At 43.9% G+C, this 25,247-nt stretch carries 15 protein-coding genes; 7 read left to right on the top strand and 8 right to left on the bottom strand.

The features are described 5' to 3' along the window. Positions 1-6 precede the first annotated feature (6 nt). A complete protein-coding gene (locus tag CWO27_RS01060; protein ID WP_107898389.1) occupies positions 7-9,183 on the bottom strand; it encodes a T1SS-143 repeat domain-containing protein in 9,177 nt (3,058 codons plus the stop codon). A 254-nt stretch (positions 9,184-9,437) separates the two neighbouring features. Between CWO27_RS01060 and CWO27_RS01055 the strand changes: the two genes are divergently transcribed. Then, entirely contained in the window at positions 9,438-11,285 is a 1,848-nt protein-coding gene (locus CWO27_RS01055; protein WP_107898388.1) for a M3 family metallopeptidase, read from the top strand. A gap of 93 nt (positions 11,286-11,378) precedes the next feature. On the opposite strand, the gene CWO27_RS01050 is transcribed toward CWO27_RS01055, so the two are convergent. The 5 genes from CWO27_RS01050 to CWO27_RS01025 form a co-directional block, all read right to left on the bottom strand. Continuing rightward, positions 11,379-11,690 (bottom strand): hypothetical protein, encoded by a 312-nt coding sequence (locus CWO27_RS01050; protein WP_107898387.1) that lies wholly within the window; start codon positions 11,688-11,690, stop codon positions 11,379-11,381. Between the two features lie 192 nt (positions 11,691-11,882). Then, on the bottom strand, positions 11,883-12,914 hold the full coding sequence (locus CWO27_RS01045; RefSeq protein WP_107898386.1) for a porin: 1,032 nt from the start codon (positions 12,912-12,914) through the stop codon (positions 11,883-11,885). Positions 12,915-13,037: 123 nt separating this feature from the next. Beyond that, positions 13,038-13,859, bottom strand: a complete 822-nt coding sequence (locus tag CWO27_RS01040) for a DUF3187 family protein (protein ID WP_107898385.1) — start codon at positions 13,857-13,859, stop codon at positions 13,038-13,040. A 104-nt stretch (positions 13,860-13,963) separates the two neighbouring features. Beyond that, positions 13,964-14,797, bottom strand: a complete 834-nt coding sequence (locus CWO27_RS01030) for a RecX family transcriptional regulator (protein ID WP_107898384.1) — start codon at positions 14,795-14,797, stop codon at positions 13,964-13,966. Positions 14,798-14,961: 164 nt separating this feature from the next. After that, positions 14,962-16,566, bottom strand: coding sequence for a mechanosensitive ion channel family protein (locus tag CWO27_RS01025; protein WP_048661124.1), 1,605 nt, complete (start codon positions 16,564-16,566; stop codon positions 14,962-14,964). Between the two features lie 252 nt (positions 16,567-16,818). Here CWO27_RS01025 and CWO27_RS01020 point away from each other — a divergent pair, with 252 nt between their 5' ends. Continuing rightward, the gene (locus CWO27_RS01020; protein WP_017062732.1) at positions 16,819-17,067 is read left to right on the top strand and encodes a hypothetical protein; all 249 of its coding nucleotides are present in this window, start codon (positions 16,819-16,821) and stop codon (positions 17,065-17,067) included. A gap of 528 nt (positions 17,068-17,595) precedes the next feature. Here CWO27_RS01020 and CWO27_RS01015 read toward each other — a convergent pair. After that, positions 17,596-17,820, bottom strand: a complete 225-nt coding sequence (locus CWO27_RS01015) for a hypothetical protein (RefSeq protein ID WP_230682298.1) — start codon at positions 17,818-17,820, stop codon at positions 17,596-17,598. 159 nt (positions 17,821-17,979) lie between these two features. On the opposite strand from CWO27_RS01015, the gene CWO27_RS01010 reads away from it, so the two are divergent. From CWO27_RS01010 to CWO27_RS01000, 3 genes are all read left to right on the top strand, one after another. After that, positions 17,980-20,043 carry a protein-disulfide reductase DsbD family protein gene (locus tag CWO27_RS01010; RefSeq protein WP_107898476.1) on the top strand — a complete coding sequence of 688 codons (2,064 nt, stop codon included), beginning with the start codon at positions 17,980-17,982 and terminating at the stop codon, positions 20,041-20,043. A 3-nt stretch (positions 20,044-20,046) separates the two neighbouring features. Continuing rightward, entirely contained in the window at positions 20,047-20,616 is a 570-nt protein-coding gene (locus CWO27_RS01005) for a protein disulfide oxidoreductase (RefSeq protein ID WP_107898383.1), read from the top strand. Between the two features lie 111 nt (positions 20,617-20,727). Further along, positions 20,728-21,447, top strand: a complete 720-nt coding sequence (locus CWO27_RS01000; protein ID WP_102480729.1) for a DsbA family protein — start codon at positions 20,728-20,730, stop codon at positions 21,445-21,447. 316 nt (positions 21,448-21,763) lie between these two features. Here CWO27_RS01000 and CWO27_RS00995 read toward each other — a convergent pair whose 3' ends face one another. Beyond that, on the bottom strand, positions 21,764-22,783 hold the full coding sequence (locus CWO27_RS00995) for a succinylglutamate desuccinylase/aspartoacylase family protein (RefSeq protein ID WP_102433086.1): 1,020 nt from the start codon (positions 22,781-22,783) through the stop codon (positions 21,764-21,766). Between the two features lie 377 nt (positions 22,784-23,160). Between CWO27_RS00995 and CWO27_RS00990 the strand changes: the two genes are divergently transcribed. Further along, positions 23,161-24,153 carry a porin gene (locus tag CWO27_RS00990; protein ID WP_102480730.1) on the top strand — a complete coding sequence of 331 codons (993 nt, stop codon included), beginning with the start codon at positions 23,161-23,163 and terminating at the stop codon, positions 24,151-24,153. Positions 24,154-24,308: 155 nt separating this feature from the next. Then, positions 24,309-25,190: a DMT family transporter gene (locus tag CWO27_RS00985; protein WP_102480731.1), complete on the top strand. Its 882-nt coding sequence runs from the start codon at positions 24,309-24,311 to the stop codon at positions 25,188-25,190. The last annotated feature ends 57 nt before the right edge of the window (positions 25,191-25,247 follow it).

Genomic DNA, 25,247 nt, shown 5'->3' with positions numbered 1-25,247 from the left:
TCTAACTTACAGCGTTAAGTTGTTGTCATCTATCATTTTTTGTAAAATTTGTGCTTCTAAAACACTGCTGCTATCACCTTGATACAAATCGTCGTACGTGACATCAGCCAACAAGATGTTTTGTTGAACATCTTCGTCACCATTAGGCTTGATAGAAATGGTTACGCCTTCGCCCGACTCCTCAAGGTCTAAGTAATTGCGAGCTTGTACTCCAGTACTAAGATCCAAGCTACCTAGAATACTCGTCAGGTCAATCGCATCAGTGTCTGGCGACGCATCAAAATCTTGAATCACATCGTAACTTGGTGCCCCAGCACTGCCCAAACCTGATGATTCAAACACAAAATTGTCAGAGCCGGTACCGCCAATCAACAAGTCGTTATCGTCTGTCGCGGTAATCGTAGAGTCACCTTCCGCCACAAATTCAACCGATACGGTTTGCGGGAGCCCTACTGCTTGGTTATTGCCGATTTCGGCTGATGGCTCAATCGTTAGATCAAACTGATCACCACTGTTGTAGCCCCCGGTAATCGCTAAATTAGGCACATCCGCTAATTCCACGACATACTGACCATCGACCATAGAACCATGCGAGAAAGTTAAACCTGCTGGGATGTCATAGATGGTAATAAAACCCTCTTCGGAATCAGCAGGATTAACGAGAGAAAGGTCTAAACCAAGAGGAATCGAGCCGCTCGCTTCAGCGACAATTGATGGGTATTCAAGGCTTAGCAAAGGAGCATCGGGCTCAGGTGTAATTACCAAAGTCATATCTTGTGAACTTGGTTCGCCAGTATCTGTGACCAAATTACCAAGCACCGTATTTTGGTCAACCGTTTGACCAGTGATCGTAATATCGAGGTTACCCCAAGCGTCTCCGGCAAAGAACTCAAGCTCATCAACAGAACTTGCTTTAACGAGGATCGTAGCCTGTATGATGCCGCCAACATTAGTGAAAGAGCTTGTTTCAGAGCCAATACGAATTCTATCAAGCCCAATTAAACCCGAAGGATCAGAAGTCCCATTCACTGTGACTGTAATTAATAAGAACTCATCACTGTTGGTCTCGAAGCTATTAGCATCAAGTGGAATAACAATGCCTTCATCTTCACTGCCAGTCATCTGTTCAGGTAAGTCGAAGAATTCCACCTTATCACCAATTGGGTTCACACCAACGGTAAAGTCAGATTCGGTATAGCGGATTTCAGTGGTGCCGATTTCTTGAGTGATTGCCTCAAGCACCAGGTTCATGTCTCCACTGAAATCTCTCGGTGGCATAATGACCAAGTTCGCAAGTTGGCTTGGATCTAATTGCCACTCATAAGTAGGGTTTCCATTGAACGTGCCGCCATCTGCGCCGTTGTTTGGAACCAACTCATAAGAGTCTCCCACTTTTATCGCAACCACGGCGCCTTCAGGTACACCTTTTAATGCCAAAGACATATTTTCAGAGCCATCTTGGTCAATCAGCTCTGCGCTAAGTGATGATAATGAAATATAGTTGTCTTCATCGCCGACAATATCTTGCGTTACTAAGTTTGCCGCATCAGCAACAGGTTCAACCGTGATCGTCACTACGGTCGTTTTATCTTGTATATCCGTTTCAGCCACGCAATCCGCTTCATCGGTAATATTGGCTGTTACCGTTAAGGTAATTTCGCCGCTGTAATGTTCAGGTGGTGTCACCAACACATCACTCAAACGGCTAGGATCGGTTAGCGTCCAAGTACCATTGCCGTTATCAACCAACAAGCCAGTATCGGCAGGACTCTCCGACAATGTCACACCATTTGATACTGTGATAGTCAGAGAGTTAACGGTTTCTTTACCAGTAGCGCTGTTGCCTTCACCCGTGATTAACTGGCCGTCTTCAACGCTATCTCCAAGAACAAGCTCAAGATTAAGATCCGTAGTGATGTCTTCTTGGATTGTTGTCGAATCCGTTGCAACCGTAATGTCATCGACAACAGGTAGCACTTGAATGCTGATCGTTTGATTTGTCGTGACTGTTTCACCATTACACGGCGAGGTTTCGACCGTTTCTATAGTAAAGTCAATGCACCCTGCAAAGTCTTCATCTAACCCAGTTAGCGATAACTTCGATAGGCCATCAGCAGTAATCGAATAACCGACGACTTCGCCAGCCGCGTCATATTCAGCAATAACACCATCACCTGAAATCTCAACGCCTTCAGGAAGAGAATCGGCCGGAATATAGAAAGAGATAGTGTTGTCTGGGTCACTGGCAACATCAGTATTTAATAGACCCGTGAGATCGATATCTTCACCTTCTGGCGTTTTAATATCACCATCTGGTTGGATTGGACTTGGAGGCCCAACAGGGTCACAAGAACCGCCCCCGCCGTCATGGCCTGTAATCTGAATTTGGAATGAGGTATCAATATATTTCGAATCTTCGCCATCAATAACACGAGCACGCACCACAATATCTAACACAGGGGTGTCGCTTGGGCTGGAGATCGTCATGCCACTTAAGATTTCTTGAGCCAGTTCTTGGATAGAATCACTCGTCAGGCCGTTTGCAGAGATAATCCAGTTTCCTGAAATATCTTGAGCGGCTCCGTTCGGGTGGTCGATAATCAGCGAATAGCCATCAGGCACATCGATCAAGATATAATCCAAGTACTCTGAGCCATCCATATCTGCGTCAACAAAAGTAACCGCATCCGACACGTTGACTGGAGAACCGTCATCACTAATGTATAGCTGACCAGAACTCTCCAAACGAGTATCTGACTCGACCCTTGCATCTACGGTGACACTGATTGATCCTGAAATATCCTTTACATCAGTCGCGCCTGTCGGCGAAGTATCGGTAACTTCATAGGTAATTGGGATCGAAAATGTACCGCTCAAATCTTCAGTAGCGGTGACTGACAGTCTTCCGCTACTTAAAAGCTCGGACAGTGTTGGCGTCGTAGAGTCTAATAAGCTTTCTAAATCTAACCCTGAAACCGGCACATCAATTACACTGCCATCAAAATAAAGAGTCAGATCAGCAGGAAGGCTGTCAATCACATAACCCGTTAAAGACTCACTTCCATCAACATCTTGATTCACTGATGGCTCTAGATTCAATCCAATTTGGCTGTCTTCAATACCTTGAGTACTAACTGTTTGACCATCTTCTTGATCAACAACAGGCGCTAACTCTACTTTTAACGTCATCGGGAACTCACCCGAATCACCATCAGGCTCAGTTGAAATAGCGATAACGGTAAGTTCCAGTTCCCCACTGAAATCAGCAACTGGCTTAAGATACAAATCATTCAATTGTGCGTTAGAGACTTGGAATACCGGCCCAGTGACATCATCCACATACGCAATCGTTAGCGATACGGGCTGACCCAACGCATCCACCAGCAAAGTTCCCTCAGGGATGTTGGTTAGCAGTACGTTAATCTCTTCTGAAACATCGTCGTCCGAAGTTTGGACCACAAAATCCAGTCGAATCAAACCATCTTCGTTAAGCACCGATTGATTACTGATAACTTTAGTATCGCTATTGTACTCCCAGTGCGCGTTGCCTCCGTCCACAACGATAGGCTCATCCACTGCACCTTTTAAGAAAATATCAATGGTTTTAGTATCGCTTGATGCCTGCCCGTTAATTGGGATAAGTGAATCGATAGTCGATTCTGTTGCAACCGCTGTTACATTTATAGATAAGTCTTCAGTAAAGGAACTGATGTCCTCTTTGGGCTGAATATAAGCAACACCATTTTCGATTGCGCTCGCAGGAACGAAGTAAGTATTTGCTCCAATTACAGCAGTACCTTCTCCTAGAATTGACCAACCTTCCGGCACTTCAATAATGTAGCTCAGAGTTTCAGAACCATCAGTGTCTGTCAGGGTCCCCTCAATAACATCTTTTAAATAAATAGGTTCATCTTCCAGACCTTTGTAATCCTTAACAGATAAAATTGGTTTATCCGCATCAGGAGAGATCTCTACGATGACAGTATGAACATTATCAGCCGTTTTATCGGCAGGATCATCGAAGGAGTTTCCGGATTCAGTGGCAATCGCAGTAATTTCAAATTCAAATCGACCCGCCAAGTTTTCATCAGCTCTGATTTCCATTTTGTCGATTTGATTCTGAGTGTACTCCTTACCCTCTTGAACGGCATTTCCGTTCAAGGTGATATTCAGACCATCGGGAATACCACTTATCGTATAAGTTAGTGTTTCCGACGAATCTTGGTCAACGAGTTGAGCGGTAATATCAAGCTTGATAGGGTCAGCGTCATCTTCCACAGATTGATAAGTGAATACTGAATCAGACCAATCGGGAGCGTCTGCAACAGGTAAAACAGAAACCGCAATATCGGCTGTGAGTTCTTTTGGAACCGTATCCGTGCTAATGATGGCGTTAATCGCCAAAATAACCGTCGACGTCGTATTGGATTCATGGAGGGCCGGACGATAGGTTAACTGTCCATTCGGACCAGTAAACTGACTATCAATCGCTGTCAGCTGACTTCCTGATAAGGTGACCTTGCCGTCAACAACTTGAAGTAGCACCCCATCAAGGTACAAGCTACCACCGTTTAGCGATGCTTCAGAGAATTCGATAGCCGTAACCGTTTCGCTTTGGTCAATATCACCGGTTGAGACACTGACGACAATAATCGCATCGTTATCTTCTGTGGTTTCAGAATCTTCATAACGAATAAAACCTTCGTTATCATCCAATATAAGCTCTGCGTTACTAACGACTTCATCGCCATCCGCATCTCGCACCAAGTAATCAATGTCATCGACAATCTTAGGATCGGCAGGATTAGTCGTTACATTCTGGTTCGTAGTTAACTGGTAGCTACCATCTGGTGAGAGCGTAAACTGGCCGTAAGTGGAACCGCCATCATAATCATTAATTAGATTGATCGTGATCGGTGTACCGACGTTATCAAAGGTATACGTGGCATTTCGATAAGTGAAGCTAATAATTTCTGCGCCGTCTGCGCCTGCAAATTCTTCGGTTAGGAACTGTCCATTGAGGTTATCACCCTCAACCATTTCAATAGAACCATCTCGAGCAGTCGGAACATCATCTGTTACGTTGACAGAATAAATAGCAGGATCAGAACTGTCTCCATCCGCATCATTAACTGTCAGTTCAAAATTAAGAGCTAGATTGTTTTCACCATCGCCCGTGGCATGGTCTAGTGGTGCGTAGAGATCAAATTCAGTGGTTCCGTCAGTATTAAAGCGAATCCTAAATACGTTGTTGCCGTCAGTATCTTGCCCATAATACCAACCATCAGAATCAGCAGCTTTAAGGGAGATCGCTTTCCCAGCACTGGTGTAGCCAAGTGAATCAAAAGCAGCGGTGTTGACCGTGACAGAAACAACATCATCAGAGCCTTCAATAATACCTAAAGAAGGACTGCTATCTTCGACTCCAACTTGCTGACCATCTCCTAGCAAACCATCTTCATCAACTGAGATGCCTCCAGTCACCGAAATTTCAGGATCTTTACCGTCATAGATTTTTATATCAGACGCTTGCGAGTCTCTAGAACCATCGGAATCAATGGTGACGATAGAAGCTGGAATCGTCAGCTCGGTGTCTTTAGAACCTGAGCCATGATCAATGGACTGATACAGCTCAATAACGACATCAACGCTTGTTGAGCCATTGGCTTCAAGGCTGAAGCTATCTGGTAATTTGACTCTGAAAACAGCATCACCATTACCAAGAACCGCATCAAAGGTACCATTACCGTTATCACGCCAAGTCAGCGCTTCACCATTGCTGGTTACCGCTATACCATCGCTATCAAGAACAGCTTGGCCCGTAGTCACATCCAAACCTAAGAAAACCAGTGGATCATTCCCTGCGGTAACGGCTAAGCTCACGTTTGCTGTTGACCCAACTCCCGATGGAGTACTATCAGCCACGGGAATTTCACTCAGTTCAACCGTTCCTGAACCAATCGTTGGTTCACCGCCATCAGTCACTGATACATTCAAGGTTAATTTGGTTACATCATTGTCATCATCTTTGGCGGTAACAACGAATGGAAGTTGGTCTGTAATGTTATCTTGGTCAAGCCCCTTAAAGAGTTCAAAAGTATAAGTAACATCAGTATCCGCCTCACCTGAAGGAGAGATAAAGCTCAAGGTGAATGCTTTATTGTCAGCACTTTCAGAACCAACATAGCCAGTAAGTTCACTTCCATCCGCAGAGACCACATAAATGATCTGTACACCGCCACTAAATAACTGCGGCTGATCTGCAGCACCGAAAAATACGGACTCGACAAAGTCACTCCCGACGTTGAGATTAAACATACCAGTATCAGAAACACTGCCATTAATAAGATCAGATTCGTCCACAGCAGCATTGCTAGTTGAAGTTAGTACCGGATCGACCCCATCCTGGATAATCCAATCAAACTGCCCTTGTTCTAAAGCAGTACCATCTAAGTCTTCTCCATCAATGATAAGTGGCAGGGTAATAGAATCGTTGCTGATCAGGTGGTTTATAGGCTGCTCTAGAACTAATGTGACATCTGCGAGGACATCAATACCACTAGCAACCACACTCAACGTTAGTGTGAATATCGTTTCACCATTTGCTTGTGCGGTAATCGTTTTACCATCATTGGCTAACGTGTAAGTTAGTGGGAACTCCTCATCTCCAGTCGTTAAGCCCAAGGCGTCTAGCTGCACTAAGGTATTGGTATTAAAGACAATCGAGGCGGGATCTGGATTATCTGAGCCTGCGGAAACAGTAAACTGACCGACGACAGTTTGGACTCCATCAGATACGTCACCTTCAGAGCTGGTCGTTGTCCCATCGACAACTAACCCCGCATCACCATCAAAAATATCGATGACTGCCGTACCAGTTCCGAAATCATTACTGCTATCGCCTGCGACATAGTTGAAAGTGATGTTTTGAGCTACGGTGTGATCTAAGTTTCTGTTGGCGACAAACGTCCAGTGACCATTTGCAAAGACGGTTAAAACACCTTCATCAAGAGTAAATGATACAGGGGCACTGCCTGATATTGTTTGTGTCAACCCATCAACTTCAACGCTTTTTATGGTTAGCTGTGTATCAAGATCGATGTCGTTATTGAGTACATTGCCAGATACCACTTCACCTTCAATAACTTCATAAGATTCATCAAAAATGAGTGGGTCAGAATCTTTAATAACAATAGGTAAATGGCCAATAACGAGCTCTGTGGTACCATCCGCATCCGTTTGTAAACCCTCAATGACCAGAGCGGTCTGAATTGAGTCTAAACCAGCCTCTTGATCGATCGCCTGATAGAAGTTGATGTTTACGTTACTGCCGGAAATCGCAGCATCAAATACAACTTGGCCATCGCTTCGTGTTCCAACCAAGCTTTGCTTGTCAGCCGATACCACGACAGTGATCGTTAAGCCTTGAGAAGTTAATGACTCAGCTAAACTTTGATCATCACCAAATGACAAATCTGCAAAATCGATACGGATATCGGATGTTTGTGTTTCATCGCCAAAAATACCGATGACGTTTTCCGAAAACACAACAGACTCAGGAAGAATAATCGTTGGCATGTCATCGATGGCTTCGTTGCCGACGGTATTGAAAACTTTTGCGTCAATCATCCATTCCGAAGATGAATCTAGGGCAGAAATATCAATATTCTCCACCAGCCAGTTACCCGCAGAATCAACAATACCTTCAAAGACTAGGGTCTGAGTCCCATCGCTTACTTCAATGTAAACTGGGAGCCCTTCTGCAACATTGGTTGTACCCTGCATGGTGGTAAGTTGGCCACTACGGAATGCCAAAATACTAAAGCCATCTAACGTATCAATATCAATAACTGGCGAAACAGTATCAATAACAATGCCCCCTGCACTATTTACTGCATTCGCTGGGTTACCTGCGATATCAATAGTGTCAGCCTCAATGGAAATACTACCATCTGCAAAGCTCGTTAAATCGACGCCTTCGACAGACCAAGCGCCATTGACTATGGTTGCCGTTAGAACGATAACGTTGGTGGTGCTATCTGAAATTCGGATGTTGACCGTTTGGCCATCCTCAACATTTTGTACAGTACCAAAGAATTTGGCAGATTGGATTTCGAAACTGTTGAGAACACCATCCCCGCCATCATCAACACTTGCTGTAATACTCGCCAGCGTGTCCTTAACGATGGTATCGGTCGCTGTTGTAGGGTTTCCTGCAATATCAACAGTACTAGCAACGACAGTGAGATCACCTTCTGCAAAGCTAGAATAATCTTGAGAAACTAGTGTCCATGTGCCGCCTGAAACGGTGGTTGTGTATTCTTGTGTGAGACCTTGGCTGTCGGTAATAGAAATGCTTATCGTCTGGCCATCTTCGACATTGGCAACAGTTCCGACTAGCACTCCGTTGGCAATTTCAAATTGGTTGTAAAACTCGTCACCAAAACCATCAAAGTCGACATCGATTGTGGCTAGGGTGTCTTTGATTGTAGAGTCGTTGGCCGCAATGCTGTTACCAAACTCATCAGCAATGACCGCATCGACCTTAAGATCCCCCTCAGCCAGTGAAGAGAGATCGACTCCGTTTACCACATAAGTTTCATCGCTTGTGATTGCCGTTGTGGTTACCGTATTACCATTAATGTCAGTGATCGTTAGAAGAACGGTACGTCCGTCTCGAACATCAACAGCGGTCCCCGTTATCGTGACTGAAGGTACTTCGAACTGGTTTTCGTACCCATCACCACCATCTAAAATATCAACGGTTAATGCAGCACTCGGTAAAAGTATGTCGAGGTTGCCTTCATTCGATGTTGCGTCGTCTTCAAAGTATTCTGTTGGTCGAGTATCAAAACCGGCTTCAGCCAGGGTTTCGTCTAGTGTAGAGCGGACATAGGCAATAAAAGAGGCACTAGCGCTAGGTTGGTCGTTTGAAGCGCTCGGCTGTTCAGGTGAGCTTTCAATGTTGTTTACAAGCTGAGTCACAACCTTTTCCAACTGTTGTTCTACAGCTTCTATTTGTGGTTCTGTCAGAGGTTGAGTCTGGTCCAAGTTTTGAGGTTCAATACTCACCACTTGAACACCATCGACCTTCGCTTGCGCAGCAGGTAATGGTTGCCAAGTACCGTCAGGAAATACCTGCCAAATTACCCCGCCAACTTCGATATATAAAATAGGATCCATCCTAAACCTCTTCCTTACAAAAACGCTGACCTTGAGAACATCAATTTACTCAGTAAAAGGCTGGAGAAATCAGCTAACTCTCTCTCATAAATACTAGCAAACAACAAATCATTAACAGTTAATTAATTACCATTGATACGCTGTAAAGTAAACCGATATGCTGTGAGTTGCATCCAGTTATATCTAACGTCACAAAATACATTCATTGAATGTGTCATAATGTTGAAATTACTGGTTAATTTTCAAGGAATGTCATGACGGCAACGAACTACCTCAACCAACTGAATCACAAGTATCTTGTAACTCACAAAACCAAAGAAGACTTCTTTTGGGATACCTACATGGGCATCAGTGACGACCACGATGGTTCAACCCTAGCGCAAACTCAGTGGACCGAGTTTTTAAGTTCAGCTGAACAGATTGCGGCAATCGGAGCTCAATTAGATACCATCGACCAGATTCAAGATCCTCAAGAAAAAGAGAGCACGTTAACAGGGCTAAATGGCTGGTTAGCGACCTTTAAATCTCACGCTATCGAATCCCAACAATCTCAGGCGCTAAAAGCAGACCTCATCAAGTTCGAAGCAGAGCTGTTTGAGAAGAAACAAAATCACGTAATGACTTACGTAAATGAAACGGGTGAGGAAACAGAAGGATCACTGCCAGTTTTAGGTTCAGCAGTAAGAAGCAATAGCAACGAACAAGTCAGGCTTTCTGCACACCAAGCACTATTAGATTTAGAGCAATGGCTACTGGCTAACGGATTTATTGAGCTCATCAAAAAACGTAATCAATTTGCTCAATCACTGGGTTTTAAAACCTTCTTTGATTACTCGGTGGTTAAAACCGAACAGATGACGACAGAGCAACTGTTCACGATTCTGGACGACTTCGAAGCACGTACACGTGATAGCCATCAGCAAAGCCTAACCCATTTGGCAGAGCAGAAAGGCGAGAATGCGCTCCAAGCCCATAACTTTACCTACTCTTTTGCAGGTGACGTGATGAATGACTTGGACCCTTATGTTCCATTCTCAAAGTCACTTCGACGCTGGATTGAATCCTTTGGTCGCCTCAACATCGAATACTCTCAAGCGACATTGAAATTGGATCTGCTTGACCGCAAAGGTAAGTACCCTAATGGCTTCTGCCATGGTCCTATCCCATCTTTCTACGATCAAGACACATGGGTAGCTGCTCAAGTTAACTTCACGAGCAACGCAAAGCCCGATCAGGTAGGCAGTGGTTATGATGGGATCAACACGCTGTTTCACGAAGGTGGTCATGCGGCCCACTTCGCCAACGTGAAAATGAACGCCCCTTGCTTTTCTCAAGAGTTTGCACCAACCTCGATGGCTTATGCCGAAACGCAATCCATGTTCTGTGACAGCTTGTTGAATGACGCAGACTGGCTCAAACAATACGCGCTTAATGCTGATGGCCAAGCAGTACCTGACGAGTTAATCAAAGCAATCATCGATAACAAGCAACCCTTCAGAGCTTATCAAGAACGCAGCATTTTAGTGGTTCCCTATTTCGAGCGAGCACTTTACGAATTGGCAGATGAAGATCTGACGCCTGAAAAGATCACCGCTCTCGCTCGTAATAGTGAGAAAACGATTCTTGGATTGGCTTGTAGCCCTCGCCCATTAATGGCAATCCCGCACCTATTGTCGGATGAAGCGTCTTGCGCGTATCAAGGTTACCTGTTGGCTCATATGGCGGTGTATCAAACTCGTGCGTTTTTTACCGATAAGTTTGGCTACTTAACGGATAACCCAGAGATCGGCCCTTTGTTAGCTAAGCACTATTGGTACCAAGGCAATAGCGTGAATCATAATGGGACAATCGAAAGCCTTACTGGAGAAGGTTTTAATGCCAAATACCTCGCTGACGAGTGCAACTTATCGCCAGAGGAAGCATGGGCTATTGAAGAGCAAAAAATCAAACAACTGTCGACAAGAGAGCGTGCACCAGTTGCTGATTTGAATGCGAAGATATCGATCGTTGATGGGTCAACCGAGTTGGCGAATAATGATAAATCAAACCATCAGATGTGTGATGAGTTTGAGCACTTTATCGTTGGGCAATACGGTCGATAGATTGTGTTTGAGCCTCTGTAACAAAAATTGAGTTCAAAACTAAAATGAAAAAAGGACGATAAGTTATCGTCCTTTTTAGATTCAGCTTAGGATCTATATAGTGAAACATGCTGAGCGAATTTTTCTATTAAACTCAACATCAACAGAATCAACACTTCTTAGTGATTTTCGATGAATGCCGAATACCTGCCCCGTCAAAACAATATAAAACTTTTCAGTTTTCAGTAAATTCCATGCTTCATCTAAAGATTCTGCGTAGACTTTGTTTTGTGAGTCTTGTGGACGAGTACCAGCAGCTCTTCCATGTTTACGTGCCAATTCGAACAATCCATTTCGATTAGGTTTGCACGTAAACAGAGTCTCATTGCCATAAATGACCCCCTTGCCAGATATGCTCTCAACCATTTTGTTTCTCCAGATAATAATCCACTCGTACCGCTTGAGTGGCATACCACATGTCGAACAGTGGATGCTTAAGCTGCGCAAAGAAGAGAATATGGTGTAAAGACCGGGCAGCAATTACACCATTATGTTCAGTTTCGATATTTGAGTTTCAAAGGCTCAGGCTCTATGCGCACCTAAGCCTCGACACTACTCTTAGAAGTAGTAGTAAGCTGCTGCGAATACGTGTGTTTCTTCGTCGTATTGCGTGTTACCGATTGAGCGTGCACCTTCGATATCTTGCTTAATATCAATACCCATGTCTGCGTTATCAGCAATACGGTACATAGCTGCAACGTTGATGTATGAAGAATCTACATCTGATAGGTTATCTTCTTCGTTAGTATTGAAAGCGTAACCTGCAGCAATGGTTAGATCATCAGACAATGTGTAACCACCAGAGAAGTAGAAACCTGTATTCTTCATCTCATCGTTTTGATCGATCCAAGAGTTAAGACCTAGCTTCATTGAACCTAACTGCATGCTGCCAGTTACTGTGTATACTTCGTAATCTTTCTCATCGTCACGAGCTTCGTAACCAGCGTATACGCTAAATACTTCTTGCTCGATACCGATGTAACCGTTAACGCCTTTCTCTGCATCGTTATGGTCGTCATTAGTCTCAAAGTAAGAGATAGCGTAAGCGATACCGTTAGTTGCGCCTTGGAACTTAACCACGTTGAATGCATCAGAAGCGTCGCCAGCAGAAGCACCAAACTCGTAAGTGTTGTCGCCTGCGCCATCAACTTTATCTAGTGCCGTATCGTTTTCCCAACCGAATGAAGCGATACCGTAACCAGTGTCGAAACCTAACCACGCTTTATCAACGTCTGTCGCAGGACCTGTATCAATGCCATTCACCCAACCAGATGTTGCTGCGTCGTTCGCTGCAACGTTATTGTCTGTTGTGTAGTTCAGCATCATGTCTGTTTCAAAGTAACCAACAAAACGGTTGTTACGGTAACTTACCGCAAGTGTTAAACCTGTCGCCCAGTCATCATAAAATGCTTTAGAACCTGTGTCGTAGTAACCACCAACACCGAAAGAACCTGCTACAGAGAATTGATCTTTGTGCATAGAATCAAAAGCAAACATCTCTTCATTCTGGCTGTTTTGGCTGCTTGTGTTTACAGCGAATGCTGAAGTTGAAATGCTTGCAATCGCAAGTGCTACTAATGTTTTTTTCATGGTTACCACTACCTATAGATTGATTCGGCCTTGTTAGTCCGGCCTTTTGGAGTGGCGCTATTGTTCAAAAAATCACGTTATTGATATACCGTAAATTTACTGAAACTTTATAGCTTTGATGAATTAAATTACATAATGATATGTTGATATGGCTTTTATATTGAGAAGCGTAAACCCGATGTCGGTACTGTTGTCCATGTTACGGATGTTTTCGATCATTAGGGCCTCAATCGCAAGTTGATGTAGGCGATAACGGTAACCCACGACCACTTCGTGGGAAGGTTCAGAAAAATCTGGATCGTTGCTCGCCCAACCTTGATAGTTGAGAGATTCAATAAGCAAACTATGACGCTGATTCAGTCGATACTCATACCCTATCGCCCAACTCGCGCTTACGTTTTCAAAACTTAAGTCTTCTAGGCCAACAAAGGAGTTATCGCCATTTCGATGCACTAAACCGACGGTTGAAAAAATACTGTGTTTGGGTGTGATAAAGCTGTAGTTAAGTTGAACGACTTGCTCAAAACTTGTTCTCGCAAATTGTCCACTTCTTACGTTGTTGTAATACAAAGAACCACCAGCAGAGAGCGATATAGGCCCCCTGGAATACAACAACAATTCATTGTAAAAAGTCAGCGCATTGGTTAAGTCATCACCTTCAAAATCAGAGGCATGAACGCCAGCATTATGAAAGTCCATGATGAATTGATCTTCTGCTACCTCATCACGACCGTTTTGCCCAATGCTAAAAAGATCATGAAAGCCCATTACAAAGCTGTCTAAACCATTATCTTTTGCCGTGACTACACGATAATCCAGCTCTGTTTTCCAGATGGGAGACGCTTGCCACTCAACCGCAATATTGAATTGGTTTTGGTAGTAGTCTAGAGAGTAGGCTTCCGTATGAGCCCATATACTGGCCTGCGTGTAAGAGGATTTAAACAATCACAATGAGCTTGTTCAGTTCGCTTTACGTAATGGGTTAGGTATTGCTGAAGATGAAAACACCATTCGATAGCCCTGTTCATCCTTATGATTCAGCACGTAACCTACTCGTTACCTTCACTTAAAGCGAACTTTATCTCATCTGAAGAAAAGCCTTTGCGACTCAACATGGCGTAAGCCTTAGAGCGTTCCTTGTGATCGTTCAGGTCATAAGATTTTTTCTGAAGCTGTTCTAAACAAGAAGCGTAAAAGTCCAATTGCTCTTCATTGATCAATCGGTCAATCAACGATGAAAGCTCAGTGGTATCGATTTGTCGCTGTTTTAGTTCTTGTTGGATAGCGGTTAAGCCTTTCCCTTTACGAGCGTACTTGAGCACTTCCTTCTCCAAATCAGCTTTCTCGGCCTTGATCTGAATATTACTCTTAAGCTCATGAGCTTGCGGATGCTGATCGATCGCGATTTTGACTTGTTGATAGCTGAAGCCACGTTTTTGCAGTGTCGCGACAAGCTTTTCACGGCTCATAGTAAAGCCTGAATAGTAATGATTGATTCGATCGATCAGTATCATTTGTTCGTCGATGTTTTTATCAGCAGATACCTTATGAATCGCATCGGAAATGACCGAGTCGGTTAGCCCTTTCTTCTTCAACTTTTCAATGATGTATCGCGAGCCAAATTCGCCAAAGAAGGCTTGTGCTGCGAATTGCTCAGCAAAATCTTGGTCGGATTTGAGATAGCCGTAACCTTTCAAGTTGCTCAAGGTTTCATTGATCCAATCTTGATTGTCCGTTTTCACTTTCAACTTTGCAATCAACTCGCTTTCCGTCATGTCCCTCTGGGTTAAATGCCACATCGCAGAGTTCATGACACTTTCGATTCGCGTCGCTTTTCTTACCGTTGTATTTCTCGTTTTTGGGTTTTGCTGTGAATCATCCATTCGATTTCAACTATCCAGACTGAGCCTGCCCCATGATAACGTAATTCCGACTAGCGTGAAGTGACATAAAAGAACGAGATTCAGATAAACTGACCTCCAACAAAAATGGACACCGATTCGGCGTCCATTTGATTGTCACATGAAGAAATCGACTCTTAGACGAATTAACTCTCTTCGTGATTGTAAATATGCACATCTCGTTGCGGGAATGGAATCGTGATGCCTTCTTCATCGAAGCGTTTCTTCACGGTTTCCGTCACATCCCAATACACATCCCAGTAATCGTCTGTCTTAACCCAAGGTCTTACGACAAAATCTACAGAAGACGTATTCAAGGTATGAAGCTTGATCATGTGCTCTGGTTTTTTCAGTACTAGAGGGTGCGCGACAATGATGTCATTCAATACCGCTTTCGCTTTATCGATATCATCTGAGTAACCAATACCGAAAACCATATCAACACGTCTTACACGTTCTGCCGTGATATTGTTGATCACGTCACCCCAGATCTTGTTGTTTGGGATCACTAAACGTTGGTTATCGATAGTTTGTACCGTGGTCGACACTAAGCTCATGTCTTTTACCGTGCCTTGCACGCCCGCCACTTTAACCATATCACCAACATCATAAGGACGGTAAATCAAGATCATCAAGCCCGAGGCGAAGTTAGACAGCGTATCCTGCAATGCAAAACCAATGATGACACCCGCGACACCGAAACCAGTTAATAGCGGTGCTAGTTCTATCCCGATTTGCGACAGCGCAATAAGCAAACCAATAAACACGACCGCTTTCGATGCGATTGATACAAAGAAATCCTGCATCAAGACACTGAAGTCCATTTTAGAGTGCGAAACACTCTTGCGAACGGTCTTACGAGCCACGTTAGCTATAAGGCGAGTGACATACAAAATACCGAGAAACAGAGCGAGTTTAACGATAAAAGAAGGGGTATTTTCAAAAGCCCATGAACTGAACGAACGGAGCCAACCATCCAGCAGTTCCAGTGCCACATCAACATCTAACACATCAGCGTTAATGTCTCCCGTCGTCGCCAGCAACACTCGCTTGTAAGAAGTCACGTCGACGCCAAACGGTTCCATTAGTGTGATGGTTTCTTCTAAGCTCGCCACCATTACACTAGTACGCTCGCTGAAACGCTCAAGCTCCTTTTTAATGGTCGCTTTCTCTTCTTCATTCACGAAAGACAAACGCGCTTCTAGATCTTGTCGCTGTGTGTCTGTGTAAAGAATGGCATTAGTCAAGTATTTAGAGCGAGACACCAAGTCTACTTTTAGAGCTGTTTCAGGTACAGCGACATCGACCCCACGATCTTTCGACCAAGTGAGTGTCTTTGCTAGTTGTTGATAATAAACATCCATCATTCCGATTCGTTTTTGAATGCGTAATTCAAGACGTTTCTTAGCGTCACCCTCAGCTGAACGGTTTTCTTTACTCATTGAAACGATTTTGCCTTCATTCAATGTCAGCAATTTTTGTAAAAGTTCAACCTGCTGAGCCAGAATGGCATCTAGCCCTTCCTTCTTGTCTGAAGAGAGTTGTGTAAAAATCTCCTCACGTAGCCCTTGATTCTTACGCCTTAATATATCTTCAAGAAAGGGTTTCTCAGCATCATGCGCCGTTTCTAATGTTGTTAGATCGATCATTAACTGATCTTGTACTTCTGCGATTTTCTCAACGCTCTGCGCATAACTTCCAAATGCGACAAACGCCAACATTAACAATAGACAACGCCAAACCTTCATCATATTAATTCCTATTACTGTCTAAATTGACCCTATAAATAGTAGTAAAAAGAACATGGATAACAAGCATTTAAACGTATGTTATGTTAAAAATTCGCAAATTATCAGCCTGCTTCTAATATTTGAGAGTTCCAATCCCCTCTTATGACCTGTAGAGTACGCATCCAACAAAGAATAACGGCCAATATCTTAATTTTAGGGTAAGCACTAAAGCGCCTTAAGTACGATGTTGGTTCACTGCAAGAGAGCATAAAAATGAACAACGAACTTGACATCATTGAGTCTCTAGAAGAACTAGAGCAATTCCTAATTTCAGTGGAAGCTGGCGGTTTAGGCCTTGAAGGCGTTGAAGGTGTAGGCATGGCAACCAATAATTCAGATGGTCGTCACTTCGTTGCTGTATTCAACAGCAGCCACAAAGTTCTACTTGCTCGCTGGATCACCAAAGAAGTGTTTGATAACGGTAAAGACTTGGTACGTAACGGCCCTCGCCGCACTCACTAAGCCTTTTCAATAGCGCCAATGGTTAAAGCCCAATACGTTCATCGACGAGCTATTGGGCTTTTTTGTATAGCCTGATAATGAATAAACTACTCGATACAGAATAAATTAGTGGCAACTTCCAGTTATTGTGAACTTTAGTGACAGAGCAATGTCGTATTCGCGAGAATTAGTGTTTATGCGTCGTTTATCGTATACCTACGGTTTCCCTCGTTTATACCTAGTTTCACTTTAACAATTTTATGACTTGTGGCGCGAAGAGAACTTATCTAAGCTAGCCACAATTCAACGAGCTCGTTTTAACGACTAACTGATTTAATTACGGACTAATTTTCTGAACACACCGCTACTTTTCTTATCTACACAGAATCGTCGACAAAAGCATTCGCTTTGGGCGCTCTTCCTGACCGGACTGGTTATCGTAACTTGTCTGGCGAGTACTCTGGCCGTAAAGAAAGTATCGTTATCTGCATCCGCTAATGGTCAATCAGTCCTAGTTGGCGCGCAAACTCATACAGAAAACAGTAATCCTCAAACTGACATCGCTTCTTCAGAAAAAATGGCCACTCTATACGCCAGTGTTTTCGGCTTAGAAGCCTCAAAAATGTTAACGTCACCCAATTCAAGTTCATGCAGTCTGAGTTCAAAAATGCTGACCTTTGCCGCCCCAAAAACCGGCTGGATGATCCCATTCGTACTTATTATTGCGGTTGCATTTAACTTACCTCCCCACATATCGAGATTATCTAGAGACAACCATCGCTCTACTCGACCAACAAAACACCGCTTACACCTAAAGCACTGTATATTTAGAGAGTAAATAACCGGGCTATTCCACCCTTTTATTTATTTTTTGGAGATACATTTGTGTACAACACACTACTAACTAAGTTTGTCGATTCTTTGGCATTCTGCATGCGTACATGCGCGAAAACTCTAGTCACAGCCCTTTTGGTCATGACATCATTTACTGCCTTAGCACAGACTACAGGTTGGCTCAGCGTGCCTGAACACCCGCCAGTCAAAATGCGAATGATGTCGACAGGTGAACAGTCAGATGACGGTTCTAAGATTCAAACCGTGCTCGATGTCGTGCTCGACGGCGACTGGAAAACCTATTGGCGCAGCCCTGGTGAAGGTGGCATACCACCAAGCTGGGACTGGTCTGGTTCAACAAACATTGAGTCAGTAGATTGGCATTGGCCGATACCTAAGTACTACGAGCAGCTTGACGTCATGACGTTAGGTTACAAAAAGCACGTCAGCTTTCCTGTCACGTTAACCCTGAAAGACAACACAAAGCCTGCAATATTCAGGGCCTCGTTTACCTTTCCGTCGTGTACCAATATCTGTGTGTTAACCGATTACGATATCGAACTGCCGATTGACCCAAAAACTTTAGCGCTTGATGAAGAAGCGATGTTCTTGTTCAACCAAGGCATGAGCCAGTCGCCACGAGAAGCTAACCGCACTTCGGTGAACGGTTTGTTTTGGGATAAGAGCAAGCAGCAATTGGTTACTCAGCTGACAAGCAAAGATGGTTGGGATAAGCCAATGGTGTTGATTGACGGGCAAGAAGTGATTGATGACTTCTTCTCTCAACCAAGCGTCCACATAACAGACAATACAATGACTGCTGTATTCGATGTCAGTAACTGGCTTGGCGAGGTCGATCTAACCGATCGCACGGTGAGTGTTACAGTATCGGACACGAACTTTGCCGAAGAGATGACAGCTCAAGTGGGCTCAGACCCGATCGCTTATCAAGAGAGTAGTAACGGCTTTATTGCGATGTTCGGTTTTGCCTTAATTGGTGGCTTGATCCTCAATATCATGCCATGTGTGTTGCCAGTATTAGGAATGAAGTTAAACAGCATCATTCAAAACCAAGGAGCATCTAATCGTCATATCCGACTCTCATTCTTAGCGTCTGCTTCTGGTGTCATTACGTCATTTGCTCTGTTAGCCCTTGGTATGACCATTCTAAAAATGGGTGGTAATGCGATTGGTTGGGGAATCCAGTTCCAAAATGTTTGGTTCATCGGATTAATGCTGATCATCACTTTGCTGTTCTCGATTAACCTGCTTGGGCTATTCGAATTCAGACTGCCTTCAGGTTTAAACACTTGGATGGCAACTAAAGGGGATGATTCACATTCAGGCCACTTTGTTCAAGGTATGTTTGCGACGCTATTGGCAACGCCGTGTAGCGCACCATTCCTAGGAACCGCCGTCGCTTATGCACTTGGTGCTAGCTATCAAGAGTTATGGGCTATCTTCATCGCACTCGGCATAGGTATGAGTGCACCTTGGCTGGTTTTTGCTGCCTTCCCACGCCTAACCAAGCTAATGCCTAAGCCAGGCCCTTGGATGTTCACTGTTAAGTTGATTTTCGGCTTGATGATGTTCGCTACCAGCTTATGGTTAACGAGTCTGCTGAGCCCATTCATTGGAAAGTTCCCAACGATCGTGCTTTCTGTTTTGATCCTAGCAACAGTATTGATTTGGATTGGCAAGAAGCTCGGCACTAAGGTACTAGCGCCTATCCTGGCTACCACCACAATAGTATTTGGTGCAGCGCTTATCGTAGGGAGCGTCACTGCGGACAATTGGGCAACTCCGATTGTGGATGATTTACCTTGGCAACCGCTTGACGCGAAACAGATACCTCAACTGGTTGCTCAAGGGAAAACGGTGTTTGTTGATGTGACCGCAGAATGGTGTATTACATGTAAGGCGAACAAAATCGGCGTCATTCTTCAAGACCCTGTTTATAGCCATCTGCAACAAGAGAATATCGTTCTAATGAAAGGCGATTGGACCACTCCAAGCGAAAGTGTCACTCAATACTTACAAAGTAATGGGCGATTTGGTGTGCCATTTAATATCGTCTACGGTCAGAGCTATAAAAGTGGTATTCCACTGCCTGTCATTCTCAACAGTGACACTGTCGTTCAAGCCATCGATGCTGCGAGATAACTAATGAAGACTCCCAACAATGAAGAGAAGCCCAACACGACCAAAGACCACTCTATAAAGGGTGAGGCTAAAAAGCCAAGTCGCCTTAAAAAGTGGGGAAAGGAACTGGTCTCAATGATACTGATCGTTGGCGTGGTTTCCTTTGCTATGGATTTTTATCACAGCAGAAGTATGCCTCAAGGAGGTGCAATTCCAATCGTAGGTCAATCACTCCAAGGTGAGAATATTGATGTTATCGAGCTCAGTAAAAACGGTAAGCCTGTCATTGTCTATTTTTGGGCAACTTGGTGTGGTGCGTGCAAATTCGTGAGCTCAACCGTCAATAGCTTCAATGACTCTCACCAAGTCGTTACGGTCGCCCTTTCATCAGGACCAAATGAGCGAGTGCAACGCTACTTGGACGCCAAAGAGTATGACTTCCCGGTGATCAATGATCTTTCAGGGCATATCAGTAGAGACTGGGGAATCAATGTCACACCCAGCATTGTCATCATTAAAGATGGAGAGATAAGCAGTATCGCGACAGGCGTTACTTCTCCCATAGGGCTGTGGTTGAGAACTTACTTTGCCTAGCCTATTGGCAAACAGGGCAAGTAAGTCGTTTCAAATCAACTAAACAAAGAACACTAGTGCGAGCGCCACCAAATTATCGCTCACCATTACTAAGAATTCGAGATAAATAACATGAAAAAGCTTCTGATAAGCACACTAATTTTAGGCTCACTAATGAGCACCAACGCCTTCGCAGAACTAAGCAAAGAACAAACCCAACAACTTGAGGAAATTAACCAGTTTCTGAAAGAGAATCCTTCAACTATTTCAGGCCTACACACCAGCTTAGAGCAATATGTAGCGGGCCAAGCTCAAGCAAAGAAAGCCCAAGCAGAAAGCCATGATTGGTTATACAACAATGACGCTCATCCAATAACAGGAAACCCGGATGGCAAGTCGGTAATCATCAATTTCACCGACTATAACTGTCCTTACTGTAAGCGCTTAGAGAAAGGTTTGGCTCAATTAGTCTCTGAAAATAGCGACATTAAAGTGATCAATGTGTACTTATCATTTAAACAGCAGCAAGTCGACGACCTCAACACCAATGCCGCTTTATATGCGATGAAAGTATGGCAAGACAAGCCAGAAGCGTTCCCTGAGGTTAATAGATTATTGATGGCAAAAAGCGGTAGCCACACAAAATCTTCACTACAAGCTGTGGCGAAGAAAACGGGAACAGAAGCCCAGTTGGACACTACAGATGAACAAAAGAACACGCTAATGACCAACCATCAAACCTTTAGCGCTCTGGGTTTAACAGGAACGCCAACGATGATGATGAACGATCAGGTTCTACCGGGCTATGTGCCTTACGAACGACTAAAAGATATTGTGGATGATGCTTTTTAATCAAGTTTAGATAGAGATAAAGATTCGAACGAAAAGAGAATAAAAAGCCGACTAGCGTAACTCGCAGTCGGCTTTTTCATGAGCTTAAGATAATGTTTTCAATATTATTTTTGAAACAGAAAAGCAGTCGAAGTGTCACTATCTTGCAATAGATTCTTAATCTAGCCTCGCTACTCTAAAAGCAGTTTTCTCGATGAGTCCAAGACGTGCTTACTCTAGACAACTGTCCTTTGACCGAGCCCTGCTCGGTCTTTTTTTGCGTGTTTTAGATGGTGACACGCTGTATTAATACGGAAACGTCCAACCGACTGCCCCCCTAACTTAGCAAGCGACAAACAAGTGCACCCGGTTCCCTTAACGCATCCACGTTATAGCTAAGGACACGTCCAGCAGACGGTGCGTGATAACGGCGGCATTCATTACCAAAAGCATCATATTGGATGGCTAACAAATCACCTTGCTCCACGCTTTGCAAAAGCTCGACCTGAGGCAGAACAAAACCACCAATATCAGCACGAATAGACACGACGTTGTTGCCTTCAATCCAATCCATGCTTGGCAGTTGCTTTACTTCTAACGGATCTTGTCCATCGACCTCAAGCATTTCATAATAGGAAAGCATGTTCAAAACACCGTCTACCGCTCTTTGAATCATGTCAGGTTGAGTAAACTTACCCATCCCTACTTCGACAGTGATGCTCGGTATACCACTGCGATTCCAAACCGTTTCAAGAATCCCAGGATCGCCAGGATCATTAAGCACACAATCGGGTTGCATCAGCCTCGCCATATCCAAACATTGCTCTATGCGATAATCAGCAAATACATAAAGTGGGTAGACTGCGCCACGAGTTTGAGTGTGGAGGTCAACGGCGAAGGTGGCATTATGCTTAAGCAAACGCTCCCACAAAGACGAAACAAAGCGTTCCGCCGCTAAACCATTCTCATCACCCGGAAAGAGTCGATTGAGATTGGCAGGACAAGAACCCGGATCCGAAGAAATAAAGTCACGGCTATGGTTTAGCAAACCAGACAGATTCACTGTGGGCACAATGGTTACTGTGCCTTTGAGAGTTTTACCGACTAAGTCTCTGATAATTTGCTGAGCAGCCAATACACCGTTCAGTTCATCGCCATGAATACCGGCCGTGATCATCAACTTAGGACCATCTTGGCTGCCTTTGAAAACAGAAACTGGCATGTTTTTAGGTTGTCCGAGTCCATCACTGGTCACTTGAAACCAAAACTGATGCTCTCCTACCTGTAAGTCTTCAACATTCAAGGAGCCAATAACCTGCCTACCTTGTAAAACATCGCCTAAGTACTCTGTTTTCATCCAACCACTCCATCTTGTTGAGCACAATCTATTCTCTTGTAAGTTTTTGCATCATAGAGGATATCTTAACCAGTACAAGCAGTTAATCGATTTAACAGCTGCAGTTCGGCCCATAGAACTCACTCATAACTTCCTCATCTCTTTCAAAGTAAAACTCGTACAGATAGCGGTTCTAAAACTTCCAATTTAGATAATCATTCAAAAACCTCTCAGCCAAATGAAATAGAAGTGCAATAAAATCAACGCCTAAATAAGTTCCCTATTCACGGAAATGTAATTTTATGGAAATGAAAGCTTAATTTATCTGCTCTAAATTAGCTTCATATCGAAACGGAGAGCGCATTGCTCACGGATTTTAAAATACAAGGTAAGTGATTATGAAAAAGGCAGTTCTAGCTTCTGCAGTGGTAGCAGCACTAGTTTCAGGTTCTTCTCTAGCAGCAACAGTTTACAGCTCTGATGGTACAGAACTTAAAATTGGTGGGCGTGCGGAATTCCGAGGTGATTTCATTGGTTCAGGCGGTGCTGAAGTTGAAGGTACAATGGAAGATAAAACTCGTTTCCGTTTAAACCTTGGTGGTAAAACAGAACTTACAGATACTGTAACAGCATTTGGTTTCTACGAAGCAGAGCAAAGCACTGGTGACAGTGAGTTCAAAAACCGTTACATGTACGCTGGTGTTGATTTCGATGGCCAAGCACTTTCTGTCGGCCGCCAAGACATGGCTTCAGTAATCGTATCTGACTTTACGGATATCACTGAGTTCTCTGGTGTTCAGCAAGTAATCGATGCAGCTTCCGACAAAGAAGATAGCGTAATTGCATACCGCGGTGGCTTTGACGCACTTCAATTAGAAGCGACTTACCAAGCAAATAGCGAAAAAGACTCTGACGGCTACGGCATTTCTGGTGTTTACTCCCTACCATTTGGTCTAGATCTTGGTTTAGCGTACTCTGGTGAAGACCTAGGTGCAGGTAACGGTAGTGCAGACCAAATCCTAGCAGGTCTAGCATATTCTCTAGATAACCTTTACCTTGCAGCAACATACTCAGCAGGCGATCTGAACGATAAAGCTGTTCTAATTCAGGATGAGTCGTTTACCGCAATGGAATTCGCTGCGCAGTACAAATTTACTAGTCAGATCTCTGCTGCCGTGGTTTACACATATCAGGAAAATGAAGCGGCAAACGGTTCTACAGCAGATTCTGTTGACGGTATTGAACTAGCAGGTTACTACAAGCTGAACAGCAACTTCCGTACATACCTTGCATACTACATCAACGGATTAGATGAAGTGAAAGACGTAACTACAGGCCTAACGACTCAAGGTGAAGACACACTTCGCCTAGGTGTACGCTACGACTTCTAATCTAAATTTACTTTAGATGAAGACTAAAAAGGTTGGGCAATCGCTCAACCTTTTTTCATATTCAAATATTCTGACTAACTTCATCAATGCTTTTTCTGGTTAAGTGGTGTTAAATCCGTATCATAGGTGAACCACATCAAATAATTAGAAGCATCATGTCACAACACCATCCGATCCAAGGCGCTAGCTGGATGCTAACCGCTGGTTTAGCCTTTGCTTTGATCAACAGCCTAACTCAAATCGCTAGCATTCATTTCGGACTGACTTCTACTACCGTTGCCGTCATTCAGTATTCAATTGCATTGTTCGCTATTCTTCCTTATCTAAAAACATTGGGAATTCGACGAGCACTAAAAACTGATAATCTCAAGCTACACGTATTCCGTGTCTTCCTATCGGTTATTGGTATCCAACTTTGGATTTGGGCGCTGGCTTACCCTGTGCCTATTTGGCAAGGCATAGCCCTTCTTATGACTTCGCCACTGTTTGCAACCATAGGTTCTGGTCTTTTCCTAAAAGAGAAAGTGGGCGCAGCTCGTTGGGGTGCAACCTTAGCAGGCTTCGCAGGTGCTATGGTGATTCTAGAGCCATGGGCTGAAGACTTTAGCTGGGCGACGTTGTTACCCGTTGGTGCGGCTTTCTTTTGGGCATGCTACTCACTGATGGTGAAAAAGCTTTCTTCACAAGACAGCCCTTCCACCATGGTGGTTTACCTTCTGCTATTGATTACGCCATTTAACATCTTGCTGGCCGTTCCTGATTGGCAAATGCCAAGTGGCGGAACTATTTGGGCTATCTTAATCGTTATCGGTATTATGACAGCACTGGCTCAGTGGGCTATTGTAAAAGCATACTCGGTGGCAGATGCCTCTTTCGTTCAACCGTTTGATCACGCGAAATTACCTCTAAATGTCTTGGCTGGTTGGCTGGTATTCAGTTGGGTTCCACCAGGTCGTTTATGGCTAGGGGCTGCGATTATCATTGCGTCAGTTGCGTTCATTACCCATTGGGAAACAAAAAAACCGGCGAAAGTTTAGAAAGTTTAGAAAGTTTAGAAAGTTTAGAGTCGATGAAATAAATAGTTCTACTGTCCG

Origin of the sequence: Vibrio sp. 10N.286.51.C3 (assembly GCF_003050065.1) — a bacterium.
In the GTDB taxonomy this organism is placed as follows: domain Bacteria; phylum Pseudomonadota; class Gammaproteobacteria; order Enterobacterales; family Vibrionaceae; genus Vibrio; species Vibrio crassostreae.
The sequence above is the reverse complement of the archived record's forward strand: the minus strand, read 5'-3'. Positions and strand labels throughout refer to the sequence as shown.

Excerpts from the sequence above, each read along its gene's own strand:
- CWO27_RS01050 (WP_107898387.1), bottom strand. The coding sequence starts at position 11,690 with ATGGTTGAGAGCATATCTGGCAAGGGGGTCATTTATGGCAATGAGACT.
- CWO27_RS01020 (WP_017062732.1), top strand. The coding sequence starts at position 16,819 with ATGAACAACGAACTTGACATCATTGAGTCTCTAGAAGAACTAGAGCAA.
- CWO27_RS01000 (WP_102480729.1), top strand. The coding sequence starts at position 20,728 with ATGAAAAAGCTTCTGATAAGCACACTAATTTTAGGCTCACTAATGAGC.
- CWO27_RS00985 (WP_102480731.1), top strand. The coding sequence starts at position 24,309 with ATGTCACAACACCATCCGATCCAAGGCGCTAGCTGGATGCTAACCGCT.
- CWO27_RS01010 (WP_107898476.1), top strand. The coding sequence starts at position 17,980 with ATGCGTACATGCGCGAAAACTCTAGTCACAGCCCTTTTGGTCATGACA.
- CWO27_RS01045 (WP_107898386.1), bottom strand. The coding sequence starts at position 12,914 with ATGAAAAAAACATTAGTAGCACTTGCGATTGCAAGCATTTCAACTTCA.
- CWO27_RS01060 (WP_107898389.1), bottom strand. The coding sequence starts at position 9,183 with ATGGATCCTATTTTATATATCGAAGTTGGCGGGGTAATTTGGCAGGTA.
- CWO27_RS01025 (WP_048661124.1), bottom strand. The coding sequence starts at position 16,566 with ATGATGAAGGTTTGGCGTTGTCTATTGTTAATGTTGGCGTTTGTCGCA.
- CWO27_RS01055 (WP_107898388.1), top strand. The coding sequence starts at position 9,438 with ATGACGGCAACGAACTACCTCAACCAACTGAATCACAAGTATCTTGTA.
- CWO27_RS00990 (WP_102480730.1), top strand. The coding sequence starts at position 23,161 with ATGAAAAAGGCAGTTCTAGCTTCTGCAGTGGTAGCAGCACTAGTTTCA.
- CWO27_RS00995 (WP_102433086.1), bottom strand. The coding sequence starts at position 22,783 with ATGAAAACAGAGTACTTAGGCGATGTTTTACAAGGTAGGCAGGTTATT.
- CWO27_RS01030 (WP_107898384.1), bottom strand. The coding sequence starts at position 14,797 with ATGGATGATTCACAGCAAAACCCAAAAACGAGAAATACAACGGTAAGA.
- CWO27_RS01005 (WP_107898383.1), top strand. The coding sequence starts at position 20,047 with ATGAAGACTCCCAACAATGAAGAGAAGCCCAACACGACCAAAGACCAC.